The organism is Streptomyces sp. SCSIO ZS0520, assembly GCF_025643355.1.
Lineage (GTDB): Bacteria > Actinomycetota > Actinomycetes > Streptomycetales > Streptomycetaceae > Streptomyces > Streptomyces physcomitrii.
Map to the genome: position 1 here is coordinate 6,927,715 of NZ_CP092644.1, position 25,600 is coordinate 6,953,314.

25 protein-coding genes are annotated in these 25,600 nt (G+C 72.4%); 21 read left to right on the forward strand and 4 right to left on the reverse strand.

Translation table 11 applies throughout. The annotated features are described in order from the left end of the window. Positions 1-127 precede the first annotated feature (127 nt). The 4 genes from dop to prcA all read left to right on the forward strand — a co-directional run bounded on the left by dop (position 128) and on the right by prcA (position 4,061). Positions 128-1,639 (forward strand): depupylase/deamidase Dop, encoded by a 1,512-nt coding sequence (gene dop, locus MID12_RS28135; protein ID WP_078845281.1) that lies wholly within the window; start codon positions 128-130, stop codon positions 1,637-1,639. Positions 1,640-1,803: 164 nt separating this feature from the next. Continuing rightward, a complete protein-coding gene (locus MID12_RS28140) occupies positions 1,804-2,022 on the forward strand; it encodes a ubiquitin-like protein Pup (protein WP_040254949.1) in 219 nt (72 codons plus the stop codon). Between the two features lie 357 nt (positions 2,023-2,379). Beyond that, the gene (prcB, locus tag MID12_RS28145; RefSeq protein WP_040254950.1) at positions 2,380-3,225 is read left to right on the forward strand and encodes a proteasome subunit beta; all 846 of its coding nucleotides are present in this window, start codon (positions 2,380-2,382) and stop codon (positions 3,223-3,225) included. A 62-nt stretch (positions 3,226-3,287) separates the two neighbouring features. Then, positions 3,288-4,061 (forward strand): proteasome subunit alpha, encoded by a 774-nt coding sequence (gene prcA, locus MID12_RS28150; RefSeq protein WP_040254951.1) that lies wholly within the window; start codon positions 3,288-3,290, stop codon positions 4,059-4,061. Positions 4,062-4,171: 110 nt separating this feature from the next. Here prcA and MID12_RS28155 read toward each other — a convergent pair whose 3' ends face one another. Further along, positions 4,172-5,221 (reverse strand): LacI family DNA-binding transcriptional regulator, encoded by a 1,050-nt coding sequence (locus tag MID12_RS28155; RefSeq protein ID WP_263171693.1) that lies wholly within the window; start codon positions 5,219-5,221, stop codon positions 4,172-4,174. Between the two features lie 181 nt (positions 5,222-5,402). On the opposite strand from MID12_RS28155, the gene MID12_RS28160 reads away from it, so the two are divergent. The 12 genes from MID12_RS28160 to MID12_RS28215 all read left to right on the forward strand — a co-directional run bounded on the left by MID12_RS28160 (position 5,403) and on the right by MID12_RS28215 (position 18,118). Then, positions 5,403-6,662 (forward strand): MFS transporter, encoded by a 1,260-nt coding sequence (locus MID12_RS28160; RefSeq protein ID WP_040254952.1) that lies wholly within the window; start codon positions 5,403-5,405, stop codon positions 6,660-6,662. Between the two features lie 9 nt (positions 6,663-6,671). Beyond that, on the forward strand, positions 6,672-8,033 hold the full coding sequence (pafA, locus tag MID12_RS28165) for a Pup--protein ligase (protein ID WP_040254953.1): 1,362 nt from the start codon (positions 6,672-6,674) through the stop codon (positions 8,031-8,033). A 217-nt stretch (positions 8,034-8,250) separates the two neighbouring features. Then, positions 8,251-9,246, forward strand: a complete 996-nt coding sequence (locus MID12_RS28170) for an FKBP-type peptidyl-prolyl cis-trans isomerase (RefSeq protein ID WP_040254954.1) — start codon at positions 8,251-8,253, stop codon at positions 9,244-9,246. A 55-nt stretch (positions 9,247-9,301) separates the two neighbouring features. Further along, positions 9,302-9,676: an FKBP-type peptidyl-prolyl cis-trans isomerase gene (locus MID12_RS28175; RefSeq protein WP_040254955.1), complete on the forward strand. Its 375-nt coding sequence runs from the start codon at positions 9,302-9,304 to the stop codon at positions 9,674-9,676. 148 nt (positions 9,677-9,824) lie between these two features. Next, positions 9,825-10,796, forward strand: coding sequence for a helix-turn-helix transcriptional regulator (locus tag MID12_RS28180; RefSeq protein WP_040254956.1), 972 nt, complete (start codon positions 9,825-9,827; stop codon positions 10,794-10,796). A 71-nt stretch (positions 10,797-10,867) separates the two neighbouring features. After that, positions 10,868-11,809: a helix-turn-helix transcriptional regulator gene (locus MID12_RS28185; protein ID WP_052483260.1), complete on the forward strand. Its 942-nt coding sequence runs from the start codon at positions 10,868-10,870 to the stop codon at positions 11,807-11,809. Continuing rightward, positions 11,806-12,180: a hypothetical protein gene (locus tag MID12_RS32340; protein ID WP_317633410.1), complete on the forward strand. Its 375-nt coding sequence runs from the start codon at positions 11,806-11,808 to the stop codon at positions 12,178-12,180. Before MID12_RS28185 ends, MID12_RS32340 begins: the two co-directional genes overlap by 4 nt. A 75-nt stretch (positions 12,181-12,255) precedes the next feature. Continuing rightward, positions 12,256-12,468, forward strand: coding sequence for a hypothetical protein (locus tag MID12_RS28195; RefSeq protein WP_040254958.1), 213 nt, complete (start codon positions 12,256-12,258; stop codon positions 12,466-12,468). Between the two features lie 236 nt (positions 12,469-12,704). Beyond that, the gene (gene tatA, locus MID12_RS28200; protein ID WP_040254959.1) at positions 12,705-12,989 is read left to right on the forward strand and encodes a Sec-independent protein translocase subunit TatA; all 285 of its coding nucleotides are present in this window, start codon (positions 12,705-12,707) and stop codon (positions 12,987-12,989) included. A 47-nt stretch (positions 12,990-13,036) separates the two neighbouring features. Continuing rightward, positions 13,037-13,984 (forward strand): twin-arginine translocase subunit TatC, encoded by a 948-nt coding sequence (gene tatC, locus MID12_RS28205; RefSeq protein ID WP_040254960.1) that lies wholly within the window; start codon positions 13,037-13,039, stop codon positions 13,982-13,984. A gap of 203 nt (positions 13,985-14,187) precedes the next feature. Next, complete coding sequence (locus MID12_RS28210; protein WP_263171709.1) at positions 14,188-15,237, forward strand: diacylglycerol kinase family protein; 1,050 nt, start codon at positions 14,188-14,190, stop codon at positions 15,235-15,237. 70 nt (positions 15,238-15,307) lie between these two features. Continuing rightward, positions 15,308-18,118, forward strand: a complete 2,811-nt coding sequence (locus MID12_RS28215) for a DEAD/DEAH box helicase (protein WP_052482668.1) — start codon at positions 15,308-15,310, stop codon at positions 18,116-18,118. 64 nt (positions 18,119-18,182) lie between these two features. Here MID12_RS28215 and MID12_RS28220 read toward each other — a convergent pair whose 3' ends face one another. After that, positions 18,183-18,473 carry a hypothetical protein gene (locus MID12_RS28220; protein WP_040254963.1) on the reverse strand — a complete coding sequence of 97 codons (291 nt, stop codon included), beginning with the start codon at positions 18,471-18,473 and terminating at the stop codon, positions 18,183-18,185. A 429-nt stretch (positions 18,474-18,902) separates the two neighbouring features. Here MID12_RS28220 and MID12_RS28225 point away from each other — a divergent pair, with 429 nt between their 5' ends. The 5 genes from MID12_RS28225 to MID12_RS28245 all read left to right on the forward strand — a co-directional run bounded on the left by MID12_RS28225 (position 18,903) and on the right by MID12_RS28245 (position 23,488). Next, the gene (locus MID12_RS28225) at positions 18,903-20,456 is read left to right on the forward strand and encodes a sensor histidine kinase (protein ID WP_263171715.1); all 1,554 of its coding nucleotides are present in this window, start codon (positions 18,903-18,905) and stop codon (positions 20,454-20,456) included. Then, a complete protein-coding gene (locus MID12_RS28230) occupies positions 20,453-20,860 on the forward strand; it encodes a roadblock/LC7 domain-containing protein (RefSeq protein ID WP_040254965.1) in 408 nt (135 codons plus the stop codon). Before MID12_RS28225 ends, MID12_RS28230 begins: the two co-directional genes overlap by 4 nt. Beyond that, the gene (locus tag MID12_RS28235) at positions 20,857-21,231 is read left to right on the forward strand and encodes a DUF742 domain-containing protein (protein ID WP_040254966.1); all 375 of its coding nucleotides are present in this window, start codon (positions 20,857-20,859) and stop codon (positions 21,229-21,231) included. The genes MID12_RS28230 and MID12_RS28235 overlap by 4 nt, the downstream gene beginning before the upstream one ends. Beyond that, positions 21,212-21,826 carry a GTP-binding protein gene (locus MID12_RS28240; protein WP_040254967.1) on the forward strand — a complete coding sequence of 205 codons (615 nt, stop codon included), beginning with the start codon at positions 21,212-21,214 and terminating at the stop codon, positions 21,824-21,826. Before MID12_RS28235 ends, MID12_RS28240 begins: the two co-directional genes overlap by 20 nt. A 120-nt stretch (positions 21,827-21,946) precedes the next feature. Then, positions 21,947-23,488, forward strand: a complete 1,542-nt coding sequence (locus MID12_RS28245) for a cytochrome P450 (protein WP_263171722.1) — start codon at positions 21,947-21,949, stop codon at positions 23,486-23,488. 130 nt (positions 23,489-23,618) lie between these two features. Here the strand turns inward: MID12_RS28245 and MID12_RS28250 are convergent, their stop codons facing one another. Together MID12_RS28250 and MID12_RS28255 are read right to left on the reverse strand one after the other, a co-directional pair. Continuing rightward, a complete protein-coding gene (locus MID12_RS28250) occupies positions 23,619-24,488 on the reverse strand; it encodes an oxygenase MpaB family protein (RefSeq protein ID WP_263171725.1) in 870 nt (289 codons plus the stop codon). Positions 24,489-24,639: 151 nt separating this feature from the next. Then, positions 24,640-25,569, reverse strand: a complete 930-nt coding sequence (locus MID12_RS28255) for a pseudouridine synthase (RefSeq protein ID WP_263171729.1) — start codon at positions 25,567-25,569, stop codon at positions 24,640-24,642. Positions 25,570-25,600 lie beyond the last annotated feature (31 nt).

A 25,600-nucleotide genomic window follows, 5' to 3' on the forward strand; every position in this document is an offset into this window, starting at 1 on the left:
CGGGGCAATGGCGTTCTAGGCTCGACGGTACCGCTGAGCCGCGCGGTGCGGGGTCGGGCACCGCACAGCAGGAGCGGTACATGAGCGTCGTTCCCGCACGGGAGCGCCGCCGGGCAAGGAGGGCCGCATGACCGTACGGCGAGTAATGGGCATCGAGACGGAGTACGGGATCTCCGTCCCCGGTCACCCCAACGCCAATGCCATGCTCACCTCGTCCCAGATCGTCAACGCCTACGCGGCGGCGATGCACCGGGCCAGGCGGGCCCGCTGGGACTTCGAGGAGGAGAACCCGCTGCGCGACGCGCGAGGCTTCGACCTCGCCAGGGAGGCGGCGGACTCCAGTCAGCTCACCGACGAGGACATCGGCCTCGCCAATGTGATCCTGACCAACGGTGCCCGGCTCTACGTCGACCACGCCCACCCCGAGTACAGCGCGCCCGAGGTCACCAACCCGCTCGACGCCGTCCTCTGGGACAAGGCGGGCGAGCGCATCATGGCCGAGGCCGCGGAGCGGGCCGGGGCGCTCCCGGGCGCCCAGCCCATCCATCTGTACAAGAACAACACCGACAACAAGGGCGCCTCCTACGGCACCCACGAGAACTACCTGATGAAGCGGGAGACCGCCTTCTCGGACATCGTGCGCCATCTGACGCCCTTCTTCGTCTCCCGCCAGGTCGTCACCGGCGCCGGACGCGTGGGCCTCGGCCAGGACGGCCACGAGCACGGCTTCCAGCTCAGCCAGCGCGCCGACTACTTCGAGGTCGAGGTCGGCCTGGAGACCACGCTGAAGCGGCCCATCATCAACACCCGCGACGAGCCGCACGCCGACGCGGAGAAGTACCGCAGGCTGCACGTGATCATCGGGGACGCCAACCTCTCCGAGATCTCGACCTACCTCAAGCTCGGCACCACCGCGCTGGTCCTGTCCATGATCGAGGACGGCTTCATCGCCGTGGACCTCGCCGTGGACCAGCCCGTACGCACCCTGCACCAGGTCTCCCACGACCCCTCCCTGAGCCATCTGGTCACGCTCCGCAGCGGCCGGACACTCACCGCGGTCCAGCTCCAGATGGAGTACTACGAGCTGGCCAGGAAGTACGTGGAGGAGCGCTGGGGCGCGGACGCGGACGAGCAGACCAAGGACGTCCTGGCCCGCTGGGAGGACGTGCTCGGCCGCCTGGAGAGCGACCCGATGAGCCTGTCCGGGGAGCTCGACTGGGTCGCCAAGCGCGAGCTGATGGAGGGCTACCGGCGCCGCGACGGCCTCGACTGGGACGCGGCCCGGCTGCATCTGATCGACCTCCAGTACGCCGACGTGCGCCCCGACAAGGGCCTCTACAACCGCCTGGTGGAGCGCGGCAAGATCAAGCGGCTGCTGGACGAGGGCCGGGTCGAGCGCGCCGAGAGCCAGCCGCCGGAGGACACCAGGGCCTACTTCCGCGGCCGCTGCCTGGAGCAGTACGCGGACGACGTGGCCGCGGCCTCCTGGGACTCGGTCATCTTCGACCTGCCGGGTCACGACTCCTTGCAGCGCGTGCCCACCCTGGAACCGCTGCGCGGCACCCGGGACCACGTCAAGGAGCTCCTGGACCGCTGCCGCACGGCGGAGGAGCTGGTCCGGGTGCTGTCCGGCAGGTGATCCGGTGGCCCGGATCCGGTCTGAAAGGTGCGGCTCCCGGGAATCATCGGGATGGCCCCCGGACGTTGTAGGAACAGCGGGGCCGATGTCAGTCCCTGCTTGTAGGGTCTGATCTTGTACGACTGCGCAGCGCGCAGTACGTCGAACCGAGCGGGGTGAGGTTTATGGCGACCAAGGACACCGGCGGCGGACAGCAGAAGGCCACGCGTCCCACCGAGGACGTCGAGGAGCAGACTCAGGACGCACAGGGCTCCGAGGACCTCAAGGAGCGCCAGGAGAAGCTGAGCGACGATGTGGACTCGGTCCTGGACGAGATCGACGACGTCCTGGAGGAGAACGCCGAGGACTTCGTGCGGTCGTTCGTGCAGAAGGGCGGCCAGTAGGGCCCGCCCGGCTCCGGACGGCGCGGACCGCCGACCGGAGCGGACCGGTGTCCGGTACGCCGTGACACCCACCCGGCAGGACGGTGCCCTCGCGGCACCGGCGCGGGGCCGAGGCGGCCGCCGCGACCGGTGCCGCGGCGGGCCCGCCCCCTGAGCAGCGTGCCCGCGGTCCGCGGGACGGCCCGCCCGCCGCGGGAAGAGTCCCGCAGCGCGAGAAGAGTCCTTCGGCCGAACATGTGGATCACCGCCTCAACGCGGGTAGGGTCGGGGCGTACTCAACTGCAATTCGGCCATCGGCGAGTTGGGAACCGCGTCCCAGCATGTGAGCCGGGCTGTCGCCTACTTGGAAGGAATCGTGTGGAAGCCAATCCCCGAAGCACCGGGCGTCTGCCGGCTGCCTTCCTGACGCCTGGGTCCTCCTCCTTCATGGACTTCCTGACCGAGCACCAGCCGGAGGTCCTGCCGGGCAACCGGCAGCTGCCGCCCGTACAGGGCGCCCTCGAGGCCCCGCACGGCACCACCATCGTGGCCGCGAGCTTCCCCGGCGGGGTCGTCCTCGCCGGTGACCGCAGGGCCACCATGGGCAATGTGATCGCCCAGCGCGACATCGAGAAGGTCTTCCCGGCGGACGAGTACTCCGCGGTCGGCATCGCCGGCACCGCGGGCCTGGCCGTGGAGATGGTGAAGCTCTTCCAGCTGGAGCTGGAGCACTTCGAGAAGGTCGAGGGCGCCCAGCTCTCCCTGGAGGGCAAGGCCAACCGGCTCTCCACCATGATCCGCTCCAACCTCGGCATGGCCATGCAGGGCCTCGCCGTGGTGCCGCTCTTCGCGGGCTTCGACGTCGACCGCGGCAAGGGCCGGATCTTCTCCTACGACGTGACCGGTGGCCGTTCCGAGGAGCGGGGCTTCGCGGCCACCGGCTCCGGATCGGTCTTCGCCCGCGGCGCCATGAAGAAGCTCTTCCGCGAGGACCTCACCGAGGACCAGGCCGTCACCCTGGTCGTCCAGGCGCTCTACGACGCTGCCGACGACGACTCGGCGACCGGCGGCCCCGATCTGCCCCGGCGGATCTTCCCGATCGTCACCGTGATCACCGAGGACGGTTTCCGAAAGCTCACCGAGGAGGAGTCCTCCGCGGTCGCCCGCTCGATCGTGGAGCGGCGCCAGGAGCAGCCGGACGGCCCGCGCGCGGAACTGCTGTGACGCGCCGCGGTCACTGATCCCCCGACTCCCCAGCTCCACTGACAGAAAGGGACGGACAGCCGGTGTCGACGCCGTTCTATGTCTCACCCCAGCAGGCCATGGCCGACCGGGCGGAGTACGCCCGCAAGGGCATCGCACGCGGTCGCAGCCTGGTCGTGCTGCAGTACGCCGACGGCATTGTCTTCGTCGGTGAGAACCCGTCCCGTGCGCTGCACAAGTTCAGCGAGATCTACGACCGGATCGGCTTCGCGGCCGCCGGCAAGTACAACGAGTACGAGAACCTCCGCATCGGCGGTGTCCGCTACGCCGACCTGCGCGGGTACACCTACGACCGCGACGACGTGACCGCCCGCGGCCTCGCCAACGTCTACGCCCAGACGCTGGGCACCATCTTCTCCAGCGCGGCCGAGAAGCCGTACGAGGTGGAGCTGGTGGTCGCCGAGGTGGGGGAGAGCCCCGAGGGCGACCAGATCTACCGGCTGCCGCACGACGGCTCGATCGTGGACGAGCACGGCTCGGTCGCGGTCGGCGGGAACTCCGAGCAGATCAGCACCTATCTGGACCAGCAGCACCGGGACGGCATGACGCTCGCCGAGGCGCTGCGGCTCGCCGTGCAGGCGCTCTCCCGGGATACCAACGGCGGCGAGCGGGAGATCCCCGCCGAGCGCCTGGAGGTCGCGGTGCTGGACCGGACCCGGCCCCAGCAGCGGAAGTTCAAGCGGATCGTCGGCGGCCAGCTGGTCCGGCTGCTCGGCGGCGACTCCTCGGCCGCCTCCGAGGAGGAGGACGAGGACGGCGGCAAGGGCGAGGGCAAGGACGGGGACTCCGGGAAGTAGCCCGCCGCCCCGCAGCAGTACGCATCCGCATGCCCCGGCCGCGCAGGCCGGGGCATGCGGCGTCCCCGCGCCCGTCAGCCGGCTCGTACGACCCGGAGCGCGCCGTCCGGTCAGTCCCCGCGCGCTCCGGGCGGTGCGGTGGAGCCCCGTACCACCAGGCGGGCCGGGAGGGTGAGCGGCGCGGGGCGTTCGCCGTCGAGGACGGTGAGCAGGGTGCGCATGCCCTGGCGGCCGAACTCCTCGGCGGGCAGATGCACGGTGGTCAGCTCGGGGTCCACCGCGCCCGCGAGCATGACGTCGTCGAAGCCCGTCACCGACAGGTCCTCGGGGACCCGCAGCCCGAGCCGCCGGGCGGCCTTCAGCGCCCCGGCCGCGAGCAGGTCGTCGTCGCAGACCAGCGCCGTGGGCGGGGAGCCCGGGGCGCCCAGCGCGGACCCGGTGGCCTCCCGGGCGCCCGCGACGGAGAGCGGGGTGGGCGCGGTGCGCAGCTCGGCGCCCGCCTCGGCGAGCCGCTCGGCGAGCATCCGGGCGCGTACCCGGAAGGTCCAGCTGTCGATGTCCGCGGCCAGATGCAGGAAGCGGCGGTGCCCGAGCGCGAGCAGATGGTCCGCGACCTGGCGCATGCCCTCCGCGATGCCGAGGTTGACCAGGGCGGCGCCCCGGCTGTCGGCGGGGTCGCTGTCGAGCATCACCAGCGGCAGCTCGTCGCCGCGGATGGCGGCCAGCGCCTCGGCGGCCATCGAGGAGGCGATCACGCCGTCCAGGAGGGCGCGGGCGGAGTCGAAGGGGTCCCGGGCCGGGCCGACGCCGCCGGGGGAGGGGTACAGGACGACGCCGAAGCCGTGGTCGGCGGCGACCTCCGCGGCGCCGGTGTAGACCCGGGCGAAGAACTCGTTGGTGAGCGCGGGGACGACGAGCAGCGCGGTGCGGGTGCGGCCGAGGCGGAGGTTGCGGGCGGCGAGGTTGGGCCGGTAGCCGAGCGTCCGGGCGCTCTCCCGGACCCGGTCGGCGGTGGCCTCGGACACCCGCCCGCGCCACTTCTCGCCGAGCACCAGCGAGACGGCGGCCTGCGAGACCCCGGCGGCGCGGGCGACGTCCCGGCTGGTGGGTCGGGCGGCGGCGGGACGGCCGGCTCCCCCCTCCGGTGCGGCGTGCCTCACGGGTGCCTCCGTCGTGCGTCGGGTGTCGGGCCGGTGCTCCCGGACGGGCCCGGCACGCCCGCCCGGCGGTGCGCGGGGCGGTCGGCCGAGTGGACTCCGGGTGGGCCTCATGGTACGTATGGGTGGCGACGTTATACGTATTACTGATCATCCGCCGTGAGGGTGGGGGAGAGGGCCGGGGATGGCGGCGGGGTATCTGGAGATCCTCAGGGCACGGCATGCGGCCAGGCTGCTCACGGGCACCCTGGTCGGACGGCTGCCCAATGCCACGGCCGCGATCGCGATCGTGCTCTTCCTCCGCGCGGAGGGCGGCAGCTACAGCCTCGCCGGGGCGCTGGCCGCGGTGTACGGGGTGGCCAACGCGGTCGGGCAGCCCCTCCTCGGCCGCCTCGTCGACCTGTACGGGCAGCCCCGGGTGCAACTGCCCGCCGCGCTCGCCTCGGCGCTCGCCATGTCCGCCTTCGCCTTCACCGGGCCCTCGGCCCTCGGCGCCGCCTATCCGACGGTGGCCCTGGCCGGACTGCTCACCCCGCCCCTCGAAGGCGGACTGCGCGCCCTGTGGTCCGACGTCCTGGACCGCGAGGAACAGGTGCACACCGCCTACGCGATGGACGCCGTGGCGCAGGAAGTCATGTTCACCGTGGGCCCCTTGCTCATCACCCTCTTCGTCTCGCTCTGGTCGGCCCAGGGCGCCCTGCTGCTGCTCAGCCTCATCGGGGTGCTCGGGGCGCTCTCGGTGGTCGTCTCCGAGCCCTCCCGGCGCTGGCGCAGCGCGCCCCGCGAGGCCCACTGGCTGGGCGCGCTGCGCTCACCGGGGCTGCTCGCGCTGCTCGGCGCCCTGCTCTTCGTGGGCATGGCGCTCGGCTCCATCGCGGTCGCCGGGGTCGCCTACGCCGACGAGAACGGCGGCGACTCCGTCTACGGCTGGATCATGGCGGGCATCGGCTTCGGCGCCCTGATCGGCGGATCGGTCTACGGCGCGCGGCAGTGGAGCGGGGAGCCGCACCGGCGACTGGCCGTCCTGGTCGCCCTTCTCACAGTCTGCTACCTCCCCCTGGTGCTGACCCCGGGCCCGGTGGCGATGACCCTGCTCTCGGTGCTCGCGGGCGTCTTCCTCGCGCCGTGCATCGCCTGCGCCTTCGTCCTGGTCGACCGGCACGCCCCGCGCGGCACCGTCACCGAGGCCTTCTCCTGGCTGGTGACCACCTTCACGGTGGGCACCGCGGTGGGCACCGCCGCCGCCGGGCCGGTGGTCGAATGGGGCGGGATCCGCCCGGGATTCGCGGTCCCGGCGATCGTCGGCGCCCTGGCCCTGCTGGTCGTGGCGGCCACCGCGCGGGTGCTCGCGGCGCCCTCGAAGAGTGCCCTGGTGGCCCGCGGTTCGGAAAATGATCGAAACGGTGCCGCCGAACCCGGTTTCAGTACACGCCATCAGGCGTAATGTTCAGTCATGGACCGCCGCATTTTCGGGCTGGAGAACGAGTACGGCGTCACATGCACGTTTAGGGGACAGCGCCGCCTGTCTCCTGACGAGGTGGCGCGGTACCTCTTCCGCCGTGTCGTGTCATGGGGCCGCAGCAGCAATGTCTTTCTGCGCAACGGCGCCCGCCTCTACCTCGACGTGGGATCGCACCCGGAATACGCAACTCCCGAATGCGACAACGTGACGGAACTCGTCACCCACGACAAGGCCGGCGAGCGCATTCTGGAAGGCCTGCTGGTCGATGCCGAACGCCGCCTGCACGAGGAGGGAATCGCGGGCGACGTCTATCTCTTCAAGAACAACACAGACTCGGCGGGAAACTCCTACGGCTGCCACGAGAACTATCTCGTCGCGCGGCACGGTGAGTTCTCGCGGCTCGCGGACATCCTCATTCCGTTCCTGGTGACGCGTCAGCTCATCTGCGGCGCGGGCAAGGTGCTGCAGACGCCGCGCGGTGCGGTGTACTGCGTGAGCCAGCGGGCCGAGCACATCTGGGAGGGCGTCAGCTCCGCGACGACCCGCTCCCGTCCGATCATCAACACCCGCGACGAGCCGCACGCGGACGCCGAGCGCTACCGCAGGCTCCACGTCATCGTGGGCGACTCCAACATGTCCGAGACGACCATGCTCCTGAAGGTCGGCGCCACCGACCTCGTGCTGCGCATGATCGAGGCGGGCACCGTCATGCGCGACCTCACCCTGGAGAACCCGATCCGGGCCATCCGCGAGGTCAGCCACGACACCACCGGGCGCCGCAAGGTGCGCCTGGCGAGCGGCCGCGAGGCCTCCGCCCTGGAGATACAGCGCGAGTACTTCGAGAAGGCCGCCGACTTCGTCGACCGGCGCGGCATCCGCACCGGCACCGTGGCGCAGGTCCTCGAACTCTGGGAGCGCACCCTCGACGCGATCGAGCAGGAGGACCTCGACCGCATCGGCACCGAGATCGACTGGGTCATGAAGTACAAGCTCATCGAGCGGTACCGCGAGAAGCACAACATGACCATGTCGCACCCGCGGGTCGCGCAGATAGACCTCGCCTACCACGACATCCACCGCCGCCGCGGCCTCTACTACCTCCTGGAGAAGAAGGGCCAGGCCACTCGTATCTGCAGCGACTTGAAGATCTTCGAGGGCAAGTCGGTGCCCCCGCAGACCACTCGGGCCCGGCTGCGCGGCGACTTCATCCGCCGGGCGCAGGAGCAGCGCCGGGACTTCACGGTCGACTGGGTCCACCTGAAGCTCAACGACCAGGCGCAGCGCACCGTGCTGTGCAAGGACCCCTTCCGTTCGGTCGACGACAGGGTGGAAAAGCTCATCGCGGGCATGTGAGTTCACCCCATCCGGTGAGGGCGGGCCGGGAACGTCACGCGAGGCGTCGTACGTTGTGTGCGTACGACGCCTCGCGTCGCCTCTGCCGTGCAGCACGGCGGGCCCCCGTACGGGAGCGGGCCGGGACATCCGGGCTCTCCCGGGCCCAAGACGCTGCTTTCGTCAGTAAGGTGGCGCGCACGCCCACCACAAGATCGATCGATACGAGGCCCCCACCGTGCGCCGACGCTCCCTACTCCTCGCCGTCCCGGCCGGACTGCTGACAGTCGCCGGGTGCGGCGACGACAAGTCCGACAAGAGCAAGAAGCCCAGCAGCAGTTCGTCCCCCTCGCCCTCCTCGCCGCCGAAGGCGAAGATCGTGGACGGCCCGCTGCCCGCGGTCACCGGCGGCAAGAAGTTCCGCGACAAGCCGACCGTGGCCAAGGGCCCCGGCAAGCCCAGCTCCGACCTCGCGGTCAAGACCCTCATCCCCGGCAAGGGCACCGAGGTGGCCAAGGGCGACTACCTCCAGGCCGACTACCTGGGCCAGATCTGGGACAGCGCGAAGGTCTTCGACAACTCCTTCGACCGCGGCGCGCCCGCCATCTTCCAGATCGGCGTCGGCCAGGTCATCCCCGGCTGGGACCAGAGCCTGGTCGGCAAGAAGGTCGGCAGCCGGGTCGAGCTGGCCATCCCGCCGGAGCTGGGATACGGCAAGCAGGGCAACCCGAAGGCCGGTATCAAGGGCGACAGCACCCTCGTCTTCGTCGTGGACGTCGTGGACACCTTCAACGCCAAGAGCTCCGCCAAGGGCAAGAAGGTCGCGCAGGACAACATCGACGTGCCCAAGGTCTCCACCAACACCGACGGCAAGGCCCCCACCATCGAGGTGCCGAAGGCCAAGGCGCCGACCAAGCTGATCGACCAGTACGTCATCGAGGGCGACGGCGAGGAGCTGAAGGCCACCGACACCGTCCTCGTCCAGTACAAGGGCGTCCTCTGGGACAACGGCAAGGAGTTCGACTCCTCGTACGGCCGCAAGCAGCTCACCCAGTTCGGCCTCAACCAGGTCGTCAAGGGCTGGGCGCAGGGGCTCACCGGCAAGAAGGTCGGCAGCCGGGTCCTGGTCGTCGTCCCGCCGAAGCTGGGTTACGGGGACAAGCCGCCGCAGGGCAGCCCCATCAAGAAGGACTCCACGATGGTCTTCTGCGTGGACATCCTGGCCAAGATGTGAGTCCCGGGATGCGAGACTGTCCCGGTTGTCATCCGCACCAACAGGAGCAAGTGACGTGAGCATCGACAAGCCCGAGGTCGACTTCCCGGGCGGCGAGCCCCCGGCCGACCTCGAGATCAAGGACATCACGGTCGGCGACGGCCCCGAGGCCAAGGCGGGGGACACCGTCTCCGTCCACTACGTGGGCGTGGCCTTCTCCAGCGGCGAGGAGTTCGACGCCAGCTGGAACCGCGGTACCCCGCTCCAGTTCCAGCTGGGCGCGGGCCAGGTCATCAGCGGCTGGGACCAGGGAGTGCAGGGCATGAAGGTCGGCGGCCGCCGCCAGCTGACCATCCCGGCCCACCTCGCCTACGGTGACCGCGGCGCCGGTGGCGGCCGCATCAAGCCGGGCGAGACCCTGATCTTCGTCTGCGACCTGGTCGCCGTCTGAGAGATCCCGGCCCCGGGGCCCGCCTGACCGGCGGACCCGGGCAGCCGCAGAGCCGAGGACCCGTGCCCGAGGGCAGGGGCCCTCGGCTTTTGCCGATCAACACCGGAGCGATACGGTCGGAGCCGAAGGACCGTGAGGAAGGGCGTAGATGGCCATTGCCAAGGCCGAGCGGCTCATGAACCTCGCGCTGTGCCTCCTCGGCACACGCCGGGCGCTGAGCAAGCGCGAGCTGCGTGACTCCATCGAGGCCTACGTCGAGGCCTTCCAGCGGGGTTCCGCCAGTTCCGAGGAGTCCTTCAACCGGATGTTCGAGCGGGACAAGGACGATCTGCGCGAACTCGGCCTGGTCATCGAGACGGTGGAGAACCTCGACGGCGACGTCGGCTATCTGGCCCGCCGGGACAGCAACCGCCTGCCGCCCGTCGCCTTCGACCCCGAGGAGGCGGCGGCCCTCGGCCTCGCCGCCAAGGTCTGGCAGCAGGCGCGCCTCGCCGGTGCCGCGAGCGGCGCCCTGCAGAAGCTGCGCGCCGCGGGCCTCCCCGAGGAGACCGGACCCGAGTCCACCCACGGCGCCCTCGAACCCCGGATCCCCGTGCACGAGAGCGCCTTCGAACCGCTGATGCTGGCCTGCCGCGACCGCAGGCCGGTCGCCTTCGACTACCGCAAGTCCAACGCGGTGCGCCCCGAGCCCCGCCAGGTCGAGCCCTGGGCCCTGGAGTGCTGGCGCGGCCACTGGTATCTGGCCGGATTCGACCGGGACCGCGGCGCCGAGCGGGTCTTCCGGCTCTCCCGGATCACCGGCAAGGTGCGCAGCAGGGCGGGCCGGTTCACCGCGCAGGTGCCCGATGTGGTCACGGTGCGCGAGACCGTCGCGAGCTGGGCCGGGGAGGGCGGCGAGGGCACCGCCAGGATCCGGCTGCGCACCGGCTCCGGCTACCCGCTGCGGGCCAGGGCCCTGTCGGTGCGCGAACTCGGCGACGGCTGGGACGAGTTGGAGATCCCGTACGGCCGCGGTCTGGACGCCTGGCTGGTGGAGTTCGGGCCGGACGTGGTGGTGCTCGGTCCCGCGGAGCTGCGGGCCGATGTGGTGGACCGGCTGCGCGCCGTGGCCAAGGGCTGAGGGGGAGCGAAGTGACTGCCGGACCCGCGCGTATCGCCCACCACGCGAACGCCATCGACCAGACCCGCCGGATGCTCTCCCTGGTGACCTACCTCAAGGAGCGCCCGGGGGCCCGGGTGGCCGACGTGGCCCGCGCCTTCGGCGTCAGCGAGGACGAGCTGATCAGCGACCTCGACGTACTGCCCATGTGCGGGACCAGCTTCCGCGGCGGCGATCTGCTCGACATCGACACCGACGGCGAGCACATCTGGTGGCACAACGTCGACGACGTGGCCGAGCCGCTGCGCCTGGCCGCCGACGAGGCGACCGCGCTCCTGGTCGCCGCGCGCGCCGTGGCCACCCTGCCCGGGCTGCGCGAGAGCGACCGCGGCGCCCTGCTGCGGGCCACCGCGAAGCTGGAGGCCGCGGCCGGGGAGGCGGCCGGGGCCAGCGCCCGGCTCTCGGTGACCTTCGAGTCCGAGGGCGGCGTCTTCGCCGATGTGGACCGGGCCATCTCCGAGCGGCGGCGGCTGTGGATCCGCTACTACTCGCCCGCCCGCGACGAGCTCTCCGACCGCGAGATCGACCCGATCCGCCTGGTCAGCATCGGGCACACCTACGTGGAGGCCTGGTGCCGCCGCTCCGAGGCGCGGCGGACCTTCCGCCTCGACCGGGTGGCCGAGATCAAGGTCCTCGACGAGCCCTCCGAGCCGCCCGAGGTGGAGCTGCGCGACCTCTCCGAGGGCCTGGTGCAGCCCGCCGCCGAGGACCCGGAGGTGGTGGTCGAGGTGGGCCCCGGCGGCCGCTGGGTCGCCGAGTACTACCCGCACGACAGCGCCGAGGAACTGCCCGACGGCGGGCTGCGGATCAGCCTGCGCGCCCCCGACCCGGGCTCGCTGCGCCGCCTCGCCCTGCGCCTCGGCCAGGACGGCCGGATCGTCGCGCCCCGGGAACTGGCCGACAGCGCCCGGGACGCCGCCCGCCGGGCCCTCGCCGCCTACGACGGGCTCGACGCGGACCGGGAGCGGCTGTGAGCGGCCGGGAGCCGGGCGGACCGGGCCCCACCGGCGGGCCGGACGGCGGCGCCCCGGCGCTCTCCGTCGCCCGCGAGCCGGCACCCTCCGCCGCCCGGGAGAGCACCGGGCCCGCCGAGGAGTCCGTCACCGCCGCCCCCGGAGCGGGCGAGCCCGTGCAGTTCCGGGCCGGCTGCCCCGACTGCCGGGCGCGCTTCGAGCTTCCGGCGGGTGCGCTGCGGCTGGCCGTCGGCGGGTCCAGCCGGACCACCTTCTACTCCTTCACCTGCCCCGAGTGCGGCTCGGCCGTCCGCAAGCCCGCCGGGGAGCGCATCGTCGAACTGCTCAGCGGCGGCGGGGTCAGCACCCTGCGGCTCCAGCCGAAGACCTGACGGGTGCCCGGGCCCGGAGCCCGCTTCCGCCGGGCGGATGCCGGGACTTCGGGCACCCTCCTCTAGGCTCGCAGCATGTTCTGGGCAATGCTCGCGATCGGACTCGGCTTCGCCGGGATCGCGGTCCTCGGTGTACTGGCGGTCCGGGTCTTCACGGAGGCGCAGCGGCTCGGGCAGCAGGTGGCGCGGGCCACCGAGGAGATCGGCCGGGCATCCGAGGAACTGGAGCGGGCCGCGATGACCGCGGCCCGCGCGCACGGCGAGAGCCTGCCCACGGATCTGCGCTGAGCCCCCGGTCCGGCACCGGCGACCGGCTTGAACAGATCGTGTCTGTCGGGCCCGGCCACCCGCCAGGTACGCTTTTGCGCACGGCCCGAGGAATGGGGCGCGGGCCGTGACCGGGAGTACGCGCAGGTATTGCCGCACGTTCACCCCTGAGCGTTACGATCTCGGACAGCACGGTGGCCGGGACGCATCCGGTCGACGGGCAGCATCGCCCACGCCGCCTCGGTGAGAAGGTAGACATGTTTTCTGGAAAGCTCGGCGCTCCCGAGATCATTCTCATTCTTGTCGTCATCATCCTGCTGTTCGGCGCGAAGAAGCTCCCGGACATGGCGCGCTCGCTGGGCAAGTCCGCCCGGATCCTCAAGAGCGAGGCCAAGGCGATGAAGAACGACGGTGGGAAGGACCAGGACCAGGCCCCGGCCGACCCGCCCGTCTCGGAGCAGCAGCGCACCATCCAGGCCGCTCCCGGCGACGTCAACAGCTCGCGTCCCGTCAGTGAGCCGACGGACACCACCAAGCGCTGACTCAGGGCCGGAACCGACCGGCTCGCGGTACGAGATGAGGACGTGGGTTGCTCAAGTCTGCCCGCAAGAAGGAGAAGGATCCCGAGGGACGGATGTCTCTCGGCGATCATCTTCGTGAGCTCCGCAACCGGCTCGCGAAGGCCGTCCTGGCGATCGTCGTGGTCACGGTGGTCGCTGCCTTCTTCTACAAGGACATGATCGAGTTCTTCACCGAACCGATCCTCGACGCCGTCGGCTGCGAGGCCAGCTTCTCCGAGCTCGCGAAGCAGGACAGCGGCACCTGTGCCCGGATCGTCCTCAACGGACTCCTGACGCCCTTCACCCTGGCGCTCAAGGTCTCCCTGACGGCCGGTGTGGTGCTCGCCTCGCCGATCTGGCTCTACCAGCTGTGGGCCTTCATCGCCCCCGGGCTGCACCGCCACGAGAAGAAGTACGCCCTGGCCTTCGTCGCCGCGGGCTTCCCGCTCTTCCTCGGCGGCGCCCTCTTCGCCTACCTCACGCTGCCCACCATGGCGACGGTGCTCCTCGACCTCTCGCCGGAGAACCTCGACAACCAGCTGCCCCTGGACGAACTGCTCGACCTGATCACCCGCATGGTGATCGTCTTCGGGCTCTCCTTCGAGCTGCCGCTGCTGCTCGTGATGCTCAACCTCACCGGCATGATCACCGGCCGCCGGATGATCGGCTGGTGGCGCGGCATGATCATGGGCATCACCGTGTTCTCCGCGCTCGTCACGCCCAGCACCGACCCGCTGACCATGCTGGCGCTGGCCGGGCCGATCTGCTTCCTGTACTTCGTCGCCGCCGGGTTCTCCCTGGTCAACGACCGCCGCAAGGCCCGTATCGCCGCGCTCGGCCCCTCCGAGGACGAGGCCTCGGAACTCGACTCCCCGGAGGAGATCGAGGAGGTGGAGGCGGTGGCCTCCGCGCCCGCCCTGCCGGAGCAGGCCGGTTCGGACCCGCACCGGGTCAACGGCTACGACGACGTGACCTGAGCCGTCCTGGGGGACAGGGGGACAGGGCCTTGAGCGGCCCCGGGGACTGGACTCCAGGTTGTCCCCGGGACGTGACCTGAGCGGGTCCCGGGCCGTCCGCCACCGCTGAGTCGACGGAGCGTCAGCGGCGGCCCGCGGCAACGGAGTCCGCGGGCTCTGCCGGAGCTGTTGCCCTGGCGGGCGGCGGTTTATATCGTCCAGCCGTGACCCGCGAGATCATCCTCTTCGTCAATCCCACCGCCGGCCGCGGCCGCGGCGCCCGGGCCGCCCGACCGGTGGCCGATCTGCTGCGGACGGCGGGCCACCGGGTCCGCACGGTCGTCGGCAGAGACGCGGCCGAGGCCGTGGGGAAGGCGCGGGCGGCCGTCGCCGAGGGCACCGACGCGCTGATCGCCGTGGGCGGTGACGGCATGGCGGGGCTCGCCCTCCAGGTGGTGGGCGGTACCGAGGTGCCGCTCGGCCTGGTCGCCGTCGGCACCGGCAACGACCTGGCCCGCTCGCTCGGACTTCCGCTGCGGGATCCCCGGGCCGCCGCCCTGGAGCTCACCCGGGTCCTCGCGGTGCCCGCCTCGGAGCCGCTGCGGGCGACCCCGGTGGACCTCGGCCGGGTCGCCACCGGGACCCCGGGGATGGGCGGCACCGGGACCCCGGGGACGGGCGGCACCGGCCCCGGCGCCGAAGGCCCCGACGCCGCGGACCCCGGCAGCGCGGCCCCCGGCACCGCGGGCGCGGGCCCCGGCAGTGCGGCCGCAGGCCCCGGCACCTGGTTCGGGACCGTGCTCGCCTCCGGCTTCGACTCCCGGGTGAACGACCGCGGCAACCGGATCCGGCTGCCGCTCGGCCGGTTCAAGTACGACCTCGCCATCCTGGCCGAGCTGGCCGCCTTCCGGCCGATCCCGTACCGGATACGGCTCGACGGGGGAGAGGTGCGGGAGATCGAGGCGACCCTCGTCGCGGTGGGCAACGGGCCCTCCTACGGCGGCGGGATGCGGATCTGCGCCGGGGCCGACATGCGGGACGGGCTCTTCCAGGTCACCGTCGTCGGCGAGGCGAGCCGCACCGATCTGCTGCGGGTCTTCCCCCGGGTCTACAAGGGCACCCACCTCGACCACCCCTCGGTCACCGTGCACCGGGCCGCCCGGGTCGAACTGGCGGCGCCGGGGGTCACCGCGTACGCGGACGGCGACCCGGTGGGGGCGCTGCCGCTCACCGCCGAGTGCGTGCCGGGGGCGGTGCGGTTCCTCGGGCTCTGAGCGGGGCCGGTAGGACGATCCTCATAAAGATCGTGCACTGTCAGAGGTGGCCGGTAGTCTCGAAAGCACGATGACAGAGGATCTCTCACCGGCCGAGCGATATGCGGCAGCGCGCAGGCGTGCCGCAGAGCAGGCGACCGCACTCGCCTCCTTCCGCGAGATGTACGACTTCGGGCTCGACCCCTTCCAGACCGAGGCCTGCCAGGCGCTCGAAGAGGGCATGGGGGTGCTGGTCGCCGCGCCCACCGGCTCCGGCAAGACGATCGTCGGCGAGTTCGCCGTCCACCTGGCACTCGGCCAGGGCAAGAAGTGCTTCTACACCACGCCGATCAAGGCGCTCTCCAACCAGAAGTACAGCGACCTCGCCGCGCGCTACGGCGCCGACAAGGTCGGCCTGCTCACCGGCGACAACAGCGTCAACTCCGATGCGCCGGTGGTCGTGATGACCACCGAGGTGCTGCGGAACATGCTCTACGCGGGCTCCCAGGCCCTGCTCGGCCTCGGCTATGTGGTCATGGACGAGGTGCACTACCTCTCGGACCGCTTCCGCGGCGCCGTCTGGGAGGAAGTGATCATCCACCTGCCGGAGTCGGTCACCCTGGTCTCCCTCTCGGCGACGGTCTCCAACGCCGAGGAGTTCGGTGACTGGCTGGACACCGTCCGCGGCCGTACCGAGGTGATCGTCTCCGAGCACCGCCCGGTCCCGCTCTTCCAGCACGTCCTGGCCGGGAGGCGGATGTACGACCTCTTCGAGGAGGGCGAGGGCCGCAAGAGAGCGGTCAACCCGGATCTGACGCGGATGGCGAGGATGGACGCCAGCCGCCCCGCCTTCGGCAAGGACCGCCGCCGCGGCCGGGCGATGCGCGAGGCCGACCGGGAGCGCGAGCGCCGCCAGCGCACCCGGATCTGGACACCGGGCCGCCCCGAGGTCATCGAACGCCTCGACGCCGAGGGCCTGTTGCCCGCCATCACCTTCATCTTCAGCCGGGCCGGCTGCGAGTCCGCGGTGCAGCAGTGCCTGTACGCGGGGCTGCGGCTCAACGACGAGGAGGGGCGCGCCACCGTCCGCGAGATCGTGGAGAAGCGCACCGAGTCCATCCCCCGCGAGGACCTGCACGTCCTCGGCTACTACGAGTGGCTGGAGGGCCTGGAGCGCGGGATCGCCGCCCACCACGCGGGCATGCTGCCCACCTTCAAGGAGGTCGTGGAGGAGCTGTTCGTCCGCGGTCTCGTCAAGGCGGTCTTCGCCACCGAGACCCTCGCGCTCGGCATCAACATGCCCGCCAGGTCCGTGGTCCTGGAGAAGCTCGTCAAGTGGAACGGCGAGCAGCACGCCGACATCACCCCCGGCGAGTACACCCAGTTGACCGGGCGCGCGGGCCGCCGCGGCATCGACATCGAGGGCCATGCCGTCGTGCTCTGGCACCGCGGGATGAGCCCCGAGCACCTCGCCGGACTCGCCGGTACCCGTACGTATCCCCTGCGGTCCAGCTTCCGGCCCTCGTACAACATGGCCGTCAATCTGGTCCAGCAGTTCGGGCGGCACCGCTCGCGGGAGCTCCTGGAGACCTCCTTCGCGCAGTTCCAGGCGGACCGCGCGGTGGTCGGCATCTCCCGCCAAGTGCAGCGCAACGAGGAGGGGTTGGAGGGCTACAAGGCCTCGATGACCTGCCACCTCGGCGACTTCGAGGAGTACGCGGCGCTGCGCCGCCGGCTCAAGGACCGGGAGAACGAACTGGCCAGGCAGGGCGCCCTGCAGCGCCGCGCCGCGGCCGCCTCGGCGCTGGAGAAGCTGAAGCCGGGCGATGTGATCCACGTGCCCACCGGCAAGTTCGCCGGGCTCGCCCTGGTGCTCGACCCGGGCCTCGCCGCCGGCCGCTCCAACGGCCACCGGGGCTTCGAGCAGCACGACGGGCCGCGCCCGCTGGTGCTGACCGCCGAGCGCCAGGTCAAGCGGCTGGCCTCGATGGACTTCCCGGTGCCGGTGGAGCCGCTGGAGCGGATGCGCATCCCCAAGTCCTTCAACCCGCGCAGCCCGCAGTCCCGGCGCGATCTCGCCTCGGCGCTGCGGACCAAGGCCGGGCACATCGCCCCGGAGCGGCACCGCAAGCAGCGCGCGGCGGCCGCCGACGACCAGGAGATCGCCCGGCTGCGGGCGGAGCTGAGGGCGCACCCCTGCCACGGCTGCGGCGAGCGCGAGGACCACGCCCGCTGGGCCGAGCGCTACCACCGGCTGCTGCGCGACACCGGCCAGCTGGAGCGCCGTATCGAGGGCCGCACCAACACCATCGCCCGCACCTTCGACCGGATCGTCGCCCTGCTGACCGAGCTCGACTACCTCCGGGGGAACGAGGTCACCGAGCACGGCAGGCGCCTCGCCCGCCTCTACGGCGAACTCGACCTGCTCGCCAGCGAATGCCTGCGGGACGGGGTCTGGGAGGGCCTCGGCCCCGCCGAACTCGCCGCCTGCGTCTCGGCCTTGGTGTACGAGTCGCGGATCGGGGACGACGCGGTCGCGCCGAAGGTGCCGTCCGGGAAGGCGAAGGCCGCGCTCGGGGAGATGGTGCGGATCTGGGGCCGGCTCGACGCGGTCGAGGAGGAGTTCCGGATCAGCCAGACCGAGGGCGTCGGGCAGCGCGAGCCCGACCTCGGCTTCGCCTGGGCGGTGTACATGTGGGCCTCCGGCAAGGGGCTCGACGAGGTGCTGCGCGAGGCGGAGATGCCCGCGGGCGACTTCGTGCGCTGGTGCAAGCAGGTCATCGACGTGCTCGGCCAGATCGCCGCCGCCGCGCCCGCCGAGCAGTCGACGGTCGCCAAGAACGCCCGGCGCGCGGTCGAGGCGGTGCTGCGCGGAGTGGTGGCGTACTCCTCGGTGGGCTAGCCCCTCGGAGCCGGTGCCGTCGGCGCGGGGCGCCGCCCGAGGGCGGCGCCGGACCGGCCGGGGCTCAGTGCTTGCGCAGGCGGCCCGCGATCGCGTGGCCGACGAAGAGGTAGACGACGGCGGCCAGACCGTAGCCGCAGACCACGCGGGCCCATTCCTTGTCGAAGGTGAACAGGTCGTGGGACCAGGTGGCGAGCCAGCGGGCCGCGTCATGGGTGACCTGCACCAGGTCGTTGCCCGGGTTGGCGTCCAGCAGGTAGAGCACGATCCACAGCCCGATGATGAAGGCGAGGACGTCCGCGGCGAGCGCGATGACTCTGCTGGCGGTCGAGGCGTTGCGCGAAAGTGTTGTCATGTACAGCGCCTTGCCCTTTGTGCCTCTGTGAAACGCTACCCGTTCGAAGCGGTGTCGAACTGACTGGTCAGGGGCCGGGTGCCCCGCTCCCGGTGACCGGGCGCGCACCGGGCCGCGGCATTCCGGATGCGCCTTCCGGCCTCCGTGTCCACGCGCCATCCACGCGCCCGTACGTGATCACCTTCTGCGAGCGGGCGACTTCGCTGCGTGCAAATGGAGCCGAGTCTAGGACTCCTGGCGGGCGATTTCAGGGCCTTGCGGAAGATGACATGCGGTGGCTGCGGCGGGGCTAAGCTCGCCCGCAGCGCACCGAGTTGAGACGTATTCGGGCCTTGGTTCCCTATGCACCTTCTGTGTGCCCGGATCCGGCTGCTCCCGGCGGCGCGCGACGACCTAGGTCCCCCGTCCAGAAGTCTTCAGAGGGCAGACATGGTGAGTGTTGAACCGCCCCCCACCGGCCGCGAAGTCCCCTATGCGCGCGTACTGCTGCTGCCCGCCGTGCTGATGGCCGCGGTGGCCGGAGCCGCGGCGGCCCTGGTGGACGAAGGAGCGCGGCCGGCCGTCGCGGTGTGCGGGGCGGTGTGCCTGCTCCTCGTCCTCGCCGTCGCGGCACAGGCGGTACGCGGCTTCCGTACGGCACGGAGGCTGCGCGCCCGGCACGCCCACCAGATCGCCTTCCTCAAGCGCCGCACCGACGCCCACGAGGAGCAGAGCGTCCGCCTCGGGCGCGATCTGCTGCCCGAGGCGCTGCTGCGGCTCGGCCGGGGCGAGTCGCCCGCCGAGGTGGTGCAGGCGCTGGTGGACGCCGACCCGGTCCACCGCGATCTGCCGATGGCCGGCCGGGCGCTGCTGCGCGATGTCCTGGAGATCGTGGACAACGAGCGGGCGATGCGCGAGTCCGCGCAGCTCGCCTTCGTCAACATCGCCCGCCGGGTGCAGGCGATCGTCCACCGCCAGGCCGCCGAACTGCGCGAGATGGAGGAGGACCACGGCCGCAACCCCGAGGTCTTCGACGACCTGCTGCGCATCGACCACGGCACCGCCCTGATCGGCCGCCTCGCCGACTCCGTCACGGTGCTCGGCGGCGCCCGGCCCGGCCGCCAATGGCCCGGCCCCGTACCGCTGTTCAGCGTGCTGCGCGGGGCGATGTCCCGGATCCTCGACTACCAGCGCGTCGATCTGCACTCCCTCGTGGACGTCGCCGTCCTCGGCACCTCCGTCGAGCCGCTCATCCACGCCTGCGCGGAACTCCTCGACAACGCCACCCGCTACTCGCCGCCGCAGACCCGGGTGCATGTCACCGCCGTCGAGGTGCAGACCGGTATCGCCATCGAGATCGAGGACGGCGGCGTCAGCCTCAGCGAGGAGGCCCGGGCCCGCGCCGAGCGGATGCTGGCCCAGGCCCAGGTGGGCATCGACCTCAACGACCTCGGCGAGACCCCTCGCCTCGGCATGGCCGTGGTCGGGCGGCTCGCGCAGATGTACGGGATGCAGGTCTCGCTGCGGCAGTCCGCCTACGGCGGCGTACGCGCCGTGCTGGTCGTGCCCCGCGAGATGCTCACCACCGCCCCGGCACCCGCGCTCGCGCACGGCATCGGCGCCGCCGCGGTGCCCCGGGTCAACGAGGAGGGGCGGCTCATCGAGGAGCCCGCCCGCCCGGCCAAGCGGCACCGGCAGCCGACCGGGCCGGTCGCCTCGCCGCCGCTGGTCCCCGCCGTGGTCGCCGAGTCCTTCGACCCGCCCCCGATCGAGGAGTGGACCCCGAACGGCCTCCCGCAGCGCCGCAGCCGGGTCCGCTCCTCCTACACCCGGCGCCTCGCGGAACGCGCCCAGGCCGCGCCCGCCCGCGAGGTGCGAGGCGGCGGCGAACCCGAACCGGGCCTGTGGATCGAGGCGTTCATGACCGGCGCGAGCGGCTCGGACGAGACCAGCGCCGAGGGACGCCGCCACCCGGCGTCCGAGGAGGAGGGAAACCACCAGTGATCCATCAGCGCGCCAACTTCGACTGGATGCTCAAGGAACTCGCCGACGGCGTCCCCCAGACCCGCCAGATCGTGGTGCTCTCCGCCGACGGGCTGCGGATCGCCCAGTACGGGGGCGATCCGGACGCCGCCGACCGGATCGCGGCCGCCTGCGCGGGACTCCAGAGCCTGGCCGCGGCCGTGGCCACCGAGATCCCCGAGAGCGACGGCCGGATGCGGATGGTCATCATCGAGGTCAGCGGCGGCTTCTTCTACCTGATGGCCGCGGGCGCCGGCGCCTACCTCGCCGTACTCGCCGAGGAGACCGTCGACGCCGGGCTGATCGGCAACCGGATGCGCGACCTGGTGGTCCGCATCGGCGCCCATCTGACCAGCCCGCCCCGCCGCGACGGGCAGCCCGTATGACCGGTGCGCGGCGCGAACGGCGGGCCCCGCTGACCGGGTCGGCCGCCAACCCGGAGCGCCTGTACGTCCTGACCGGGGGTGCCGAGGCGGCCGAGCGGGCCGCCCTCGACCTGGTCACCCTGATCGTGGCGCGGGGCGAGGCGCCGCCCACCGCGCCGCCCGAACAGGCCGCCCTGCTGCGGATGTGCGCCACCCCGCTGTCGGTGGCCGAACTCTCCGCCTATCTGAACCTGCCGTTCAGCGTGGTGACCGTACTGCTGACCGAGCTGCTCGCGGCCCGGCTCGTCGAGGCGCGTGCCCCGGTCGTCCGCTCGGCGCTCCCGGACCGGACCCTTCTCGAAGCGGTGATGCATGGACTTCAACAGCTCTGACACCCTCGCCGGTCCCCGCCGCGAGGACGTGCTCCCGGCGACGGCCACCTCCGCGGTGAAGGTCGTGATCGTCGGCGGCTTCGGGGTCGGCAAGACCACGATGGTCGGCTCGGTCAGTGAGATCAGACCGCTGACCACCGAGGAGACGATGACCCAGGCCGGGATCGGCATCGACGACGACTACGGCTCCCCGACGAAGACCGCCACCACCGTCGCCATGGACTTCGGGCGGATCAGCATCACCGAGCAGCTGGTCCTCTACCTCTTCGGCACCCCCGGGCAGGAGCGCTTCTGGTTCCTGTGGAACGGCCTCTTCGAGGGCGCACTCGGGGCCGTCGTCCTGGTGGACACCCGGCGCCTGGAGGTGAGCTTCGACGTCATCGGGCGCCTGGAGGAACGCGGGGTGCCCTTCGTGGTGGCCGTCAACTCCTTCCCGGACGCGCCCCGTTACCCGGTGGCCGAACTCCGCGCCGCCCTCGACCTGCCCGAGGAGATCCCGATCCTGCACTGCGACGCCCGCCGCCGCGCCTCCAGCCGGGACGTCCTGCTCAGCCTGATGCGCTTCCTGCACTCCCTGAGCACCGCGCCGTCCTGAACACGGTCGCCCGCGGACCCGGCCGCCTCCGAACTCGCCCACCGCGCACGCCACTTGACCGATCAGACCACCCCACCGTACGTACGCCCTCACCCGGAACCGGAACCTCGGAGCGACACCGTGACGACCCCTTCGCCCTACCGACCCGGCACCGACGACACCGCCCTCGCGCCCCCGCCGGGCTGCCCCGCGCACGGCCGCGGACCCGGCGGCGCGCACCGCCTGTACGGACCCGAGGCGGAGGACCTGGCCGCCGTCTACGAGCGGATGCGCGCCGAGCACGGCGCGGTCGCCCCCGCCCTGCTCCACGACGACCTGCCGATCTGGGCGGTCCTCGGACACGGCGAGAACCTCCAGATGGTGCGCAACTCCTCGCACTTCACCCGCGATTCACGCCACTGGCGCGCCGTCCAGGACGGCTCCGCGGGCCCCGACCACCCGCTCGCCCCGGTCTTCACCTGGCAGCCGATGTGCAGCTTCGTCGAGGGCGCCGAGCACCGCAGGCTCCGCGGCGCGGTGACCGGCGCGATGGCCACCATCGACCACCGCGGGGTGCGCCGCCACATCAACCGCTTCAGCCAGCGCCTGGTCAACGAGTTCTGCGAGGACGGCCGCGCCGACCTCGTCTCCCGCTTCGCCGAGCACCTGCCGATGATGGTGATGTGCCAGGTCATCGGCATGCCCGAGGAGTACGACGAGCGGATGGTGCAGGCCGCCCGCGACATGATCCAGGGCACCGAGACCGCCATCGCCAGCAACGCCTACGTGATGGCCGCGCTCACCCGGCTGGTGCGCCGCCGCCGGGAGCGGCCGGTCGAGGACTTCACCAGCGCCCTGATCACCCACGAGTCCCGGCTCTCCGACGAGGAGGTGGCCCAGCACCTGCGCCTGGTCCTCATCGCCTCCTACGAGGCCACCGCCAACCTCATCGCCAACGTGCTGCGCATGGTGCTCACCGACCCGCGCTTCCGCGCCCAGCTCAACGGCGGCCAGATGACGGTGCCGGAGGCGGTCGAGCAGTCGCTCTGGGACGAGCCTCCGTTCAGCGCCATGATCGGCTACTTCGCCACCCAGGACACCGAGTTGGGCGGCAAGCACATCCGGGCGGGCGACGGACTCATCCTCGGCATCGCCCCGGGCAATGTCGACCCGGCGGTGCGCCCCGACCCCGAGGCCCCCATGCAGGGCAACCGGGCGCACCTGGCCTTCAGCGGCGGGCCGCACGAGTGCCCCGGCCAGGATCTCGGCCGCGCCATCGCCGACACCGGGGTGGACGCCCTGTTCATGCGGCTGCCGGATGTCGAACTCGCCGTGCCCGAGAGCGAGTTGCGCTGGCGCTCCTCGGTGCTCTCGCGGCATCTGGTGGAGCTGCCGGTGCAGTTCGCGCCCCGGCCTCCGCAGGAACCCGCCGGGCAGGCCGTCACCGTACCGGCGCCGCGCGGGAACTGGGAGGTCTCCTCCCTGACGGCGAACTCGCCCGCGACGGCCGCGACTTCGGCGCCCGCGCCCGCCTCGGGGCCCGCGCCTGCCTCGGCGCCCGCGTCAGAACCGGCCGCCCCCGCACCGGCGACCGCCCCCGGCGCCGCCCGCCACGCCCAGAGCGAGCGGCGCGGCGGCCTCGGCCGGCGCCTGCTGCGGTGGTGGCGGGGCCAAGGGCGGTGAGCGGGCGGAGAGTTGCCTGCCGGTCGGGTCAAGAGGCTTGCGCGGCTGAGGAGTTGGATGTCGAGGCGGGGCGCTCAGGCAGGACATGAGCGCGGCCGGGCGGGTCAAGTGCGCTGATCCGCCCGGCCGTTCAGTCCTCGGACGGCGGGCTGCTGGCCCAGCGGATGGCGCGGGTCAGGATCCGGCCCGCGGGACGTACGCCCGCCGTCTCGACCAGGGGCAGCCGCGGCAGCCAGAGCATGGCCCGGGCCCAGGACGGCAGGAGCGCCACCGCGTTCGCGGCGAGGATCGCGTACGGGCCGCGTACCGCGAAGGGGAGCGGGGGCCGCAGCAGCAGGAAGCGGGCGGCCTCCCGGGCCTCGGGGGTCGCGCGCAGCTCGGGGCGGTAGGCCTTCAGCCGGGCGCGCAGCGCGGCCACGTCCCGGGGCGGGTCGAGCGCGCCGAGGGCGGCGGCCACCTCGGCGGTGTCGGCCACGTACGCGTCGTAGTCGGCGTCCGAGAGCGGCGTGGCCCCGAAGAGCCGGTGGGCGCGGAGGAAGCAGTAGGCCTCGGCGGTGTGCACCCACTCCAGGAGGTGCGGGTCCCCGGCGTGGTAGTCGAGGCCGCCCGCGGTCACCCCGCGCACCCGCTCGTGGACGGAACGCACCCGGTCCACCGCGTCCTTGGCGTCCTCGGCGGTGCCGTAGGTGGTGACCGCGAGGAAGTAGCTGGTCCGCTGGAGGCGGCCCCAGGGGTCCCCGCGGTAGCCGGAGTGCGCCGCGACGGCGGCCATGGCCCGCGGATGCAGGGACTGCAGCAGCAGTGCGCTCAGGCCGCCGGTGTACATCGCGGCGTCGGCGTGCACGGTGCGGATGGGCCGCTCCGGGGCGAACCAGCGCGGCCCCGGGGTGTCGTGGATACGGGCGCGGTGCTGCTCGCCCTCGGGCCCGGCCACCCGCGCGAACAGGCTCCGGCCGAGCCGCTGCCGCAGCTCCGCGATTCCGGTGTCCGGGATGCTCATACGTCCAGTATCCGCCGTACGACCGGGGCGGGGGAGCGGTTCACGGCGCGGGGCGGGCCCGGGCGGTTCCGTCGGGCGGGGCGGCTCGGCGCGGGGGCGCCGCTCAGTACGGCTGCTCCGTACCGTCCGCCGTCCCACCGTCGGCCGTCCCTTACTCCGCGGCGGGCCAGGCCGAGAGCCGGCGGCGGCTGTCGAAACGGTGCCGGCGGCCGGTCACCGGGTCGGTGAACTCCAGGGTGCGGGCGAGGAGTTGGAGGGGGCTGTCCAGGTCCTCCGGGGCGTCGGCCGGGGCCACCTCGGGGTAGAGGGGGTCGCCGAGGAGGGGGATGCCGAGGGCGTTCATGTGCACCCGGAGCTGGTGGGTGCGGCCGGTGGTGGGGAGCAGGCGGTAGCGGCCTAGCCCGGCGCGGTGCGCGAGGAGTTCGATGTGGCTCACGGCGTTGGGCTCGCCGGGCACCTCCTCGGCGGTGAGCCGCCCGGGCTCCTTCTCGATCCGGCTCTGCACGGTGCGCGGCAGCGCCAGCTCGGGCCGGTACGGCGCCACCCCCTCGTACTCCTTGTGGATCCGGCGGTCCCGGAAGAGGGTCTGGTACCGGCCGCGCTCCTCGGGACGCAGGGTGAACAGGACCAGACCGGCGGTGAGCCGGTCCAGCCGGTGGGCGGCGCCGAGCTGCGGCAGGTCCAGTTCGCGGCGCAGCCGGGCCAGCGCGGTGTCGGTGATGTGCGAGCCGCGCGGGGTGGTGGCGAGGAAGTGCGGCTTGTCGGCGACCAGGATGTGCGCGTCCCGGTAGACCACCTCGATCCCGAAGGGCACCGGCTCCTCGGGCGCCAGCTCCCGGTGGAACCAGACGAACAGCCCCGGTTCGTACGGGGTCGCCGGGGTCACGGCGGCGCCGTCCGCGAGGACGAATTCACCCCGGTCCAGCATGGCGTCGACGACCGCGGCCCCCGGGGCGAGGCGCTCGGCCAGGTGGTCCCGGACGGTGGCCCAGGGGCCCTCGCCCGGCAGCCGGAGCCGTACCGGATCCACTCCCTCACGCTGGGGGAGCGGGCAGCCGGGGACATGCGGTCTGCGTCTCATCACGGTCCAGCGTACGGGGGCGGGAGCAGGC

What these genes read in the sequence shown, in the direction of transcription:
- tatA (WP_040254959.1), top strand. Translation starts at nt 12,705, where the DNA reads ATGTTTTCTGGAAAGCTCGGCGCTCCCGAGATCATTCTCATTCTTGTC.
- MID12_RS28255 (WP_263171729.1), bottom strand. Translation starts at nt 25,569, where the DNA reads ATGAGACGCAGACCGCATGTCCCCGGCTGCCCGCTCCCCCAGCGTGAG.
- dop (WP_078845281.1), top strand. Translation starts at nt 128, where the DNA reads ATGACCGTACGGCGAGTAATGGGCATCGAGACGGAGTACGGGATCTCC.
- MID12_RS28215 (WP_052482668.1), top strand. Translation starts at nt 15,308, where the DNA reads ATGACAGAGGATCTCTCACCGGCCGAGCGATATGCGGCAGCGCGCAGG.
- MID12_RS28225 (WP_263171715.1), top strand. Translation starts at nt 18,903, where the DNA reads ATGGTGAGTGTTGAACCGCCCCCCACCGGCCGCGAAGTCCCCTATGCG.
- MID12_RS28140 (WP_040254949.1), top strand. Translation starts at nt 1,804, where the DNA reads ATGGCGACCAAGGACACCGGCGGCGGACAGCAGAAGGCCACGCGTCCC.
- MID12_RS28185 (WP_052483260.1), top strand. Translation starts at nt 10,868, where the DNA reads ATGCTCTCCCTGGTGACCTACCTCAAGGAGCGCCCGGGGGCCCGGGTG.
- MID12_RS28160 (WP_040254952.1), top strand. Translation starts at nt 5,403, where the DNA reads ATGGCGGCGGGGTATCTGGAGATCCTCAGGGCACGGCATGCGGCCAGG.
- MID12_RS28235 (WP_040254966.1), top strand. Translation starts at nt 20,857, where the DNA reads ATGACCGGTGCGCGGCGCGAACGGCGGGCCCCGCTGACCGGGTCGGCC.
- MID12_RS28250 (WP_263171725.1), bottom strand. Translation starts at nt 24,488, where the DNA reads ATGAGCATCCCGGACACCGGAATCGCGGAGCTGCGGCAGCGGCTCGGC.
- MID12_RS28220 (WP_040254963.1), bottom strand. Translation starts at nt 18,473, where the DNA reads ATGACAACACTTTCGCGCAACGCCTCGACCGCCAGCAGAGTCATCGCG.
- MID12_RS28195 (WP_040254958.1), top strand. Translation starts at nt 12,256, where the DNA reads ATGTTCTGGGCAATGCTCGCGATCGGACTCGGCTTCGCCGGGATCGCG.
- MID12_RS28180 (WP_040254956.1), top strand. Translation starts at nt 9,825, where the DNA reads ATGGCCATTGCCAAGGCCGAGCGGCTCATGAACCTCGCGCTGTGCCTC.
- MID12_RS28240 (WP_040254967.1), top strand. Translation starts at nt 21,212, where the DNA reads ATGGACTTCAACAGCTCTGACACCCTCGCCGGTCCCCGCCGCGAGGAC.
- pafA (WP_040254953.1), top strand. Translation starts at nt 6,672, where the DNA reads ATGGACCGCCGCATTTTCGGGCTGGAGAACGAGTACGGCGTCACATGC.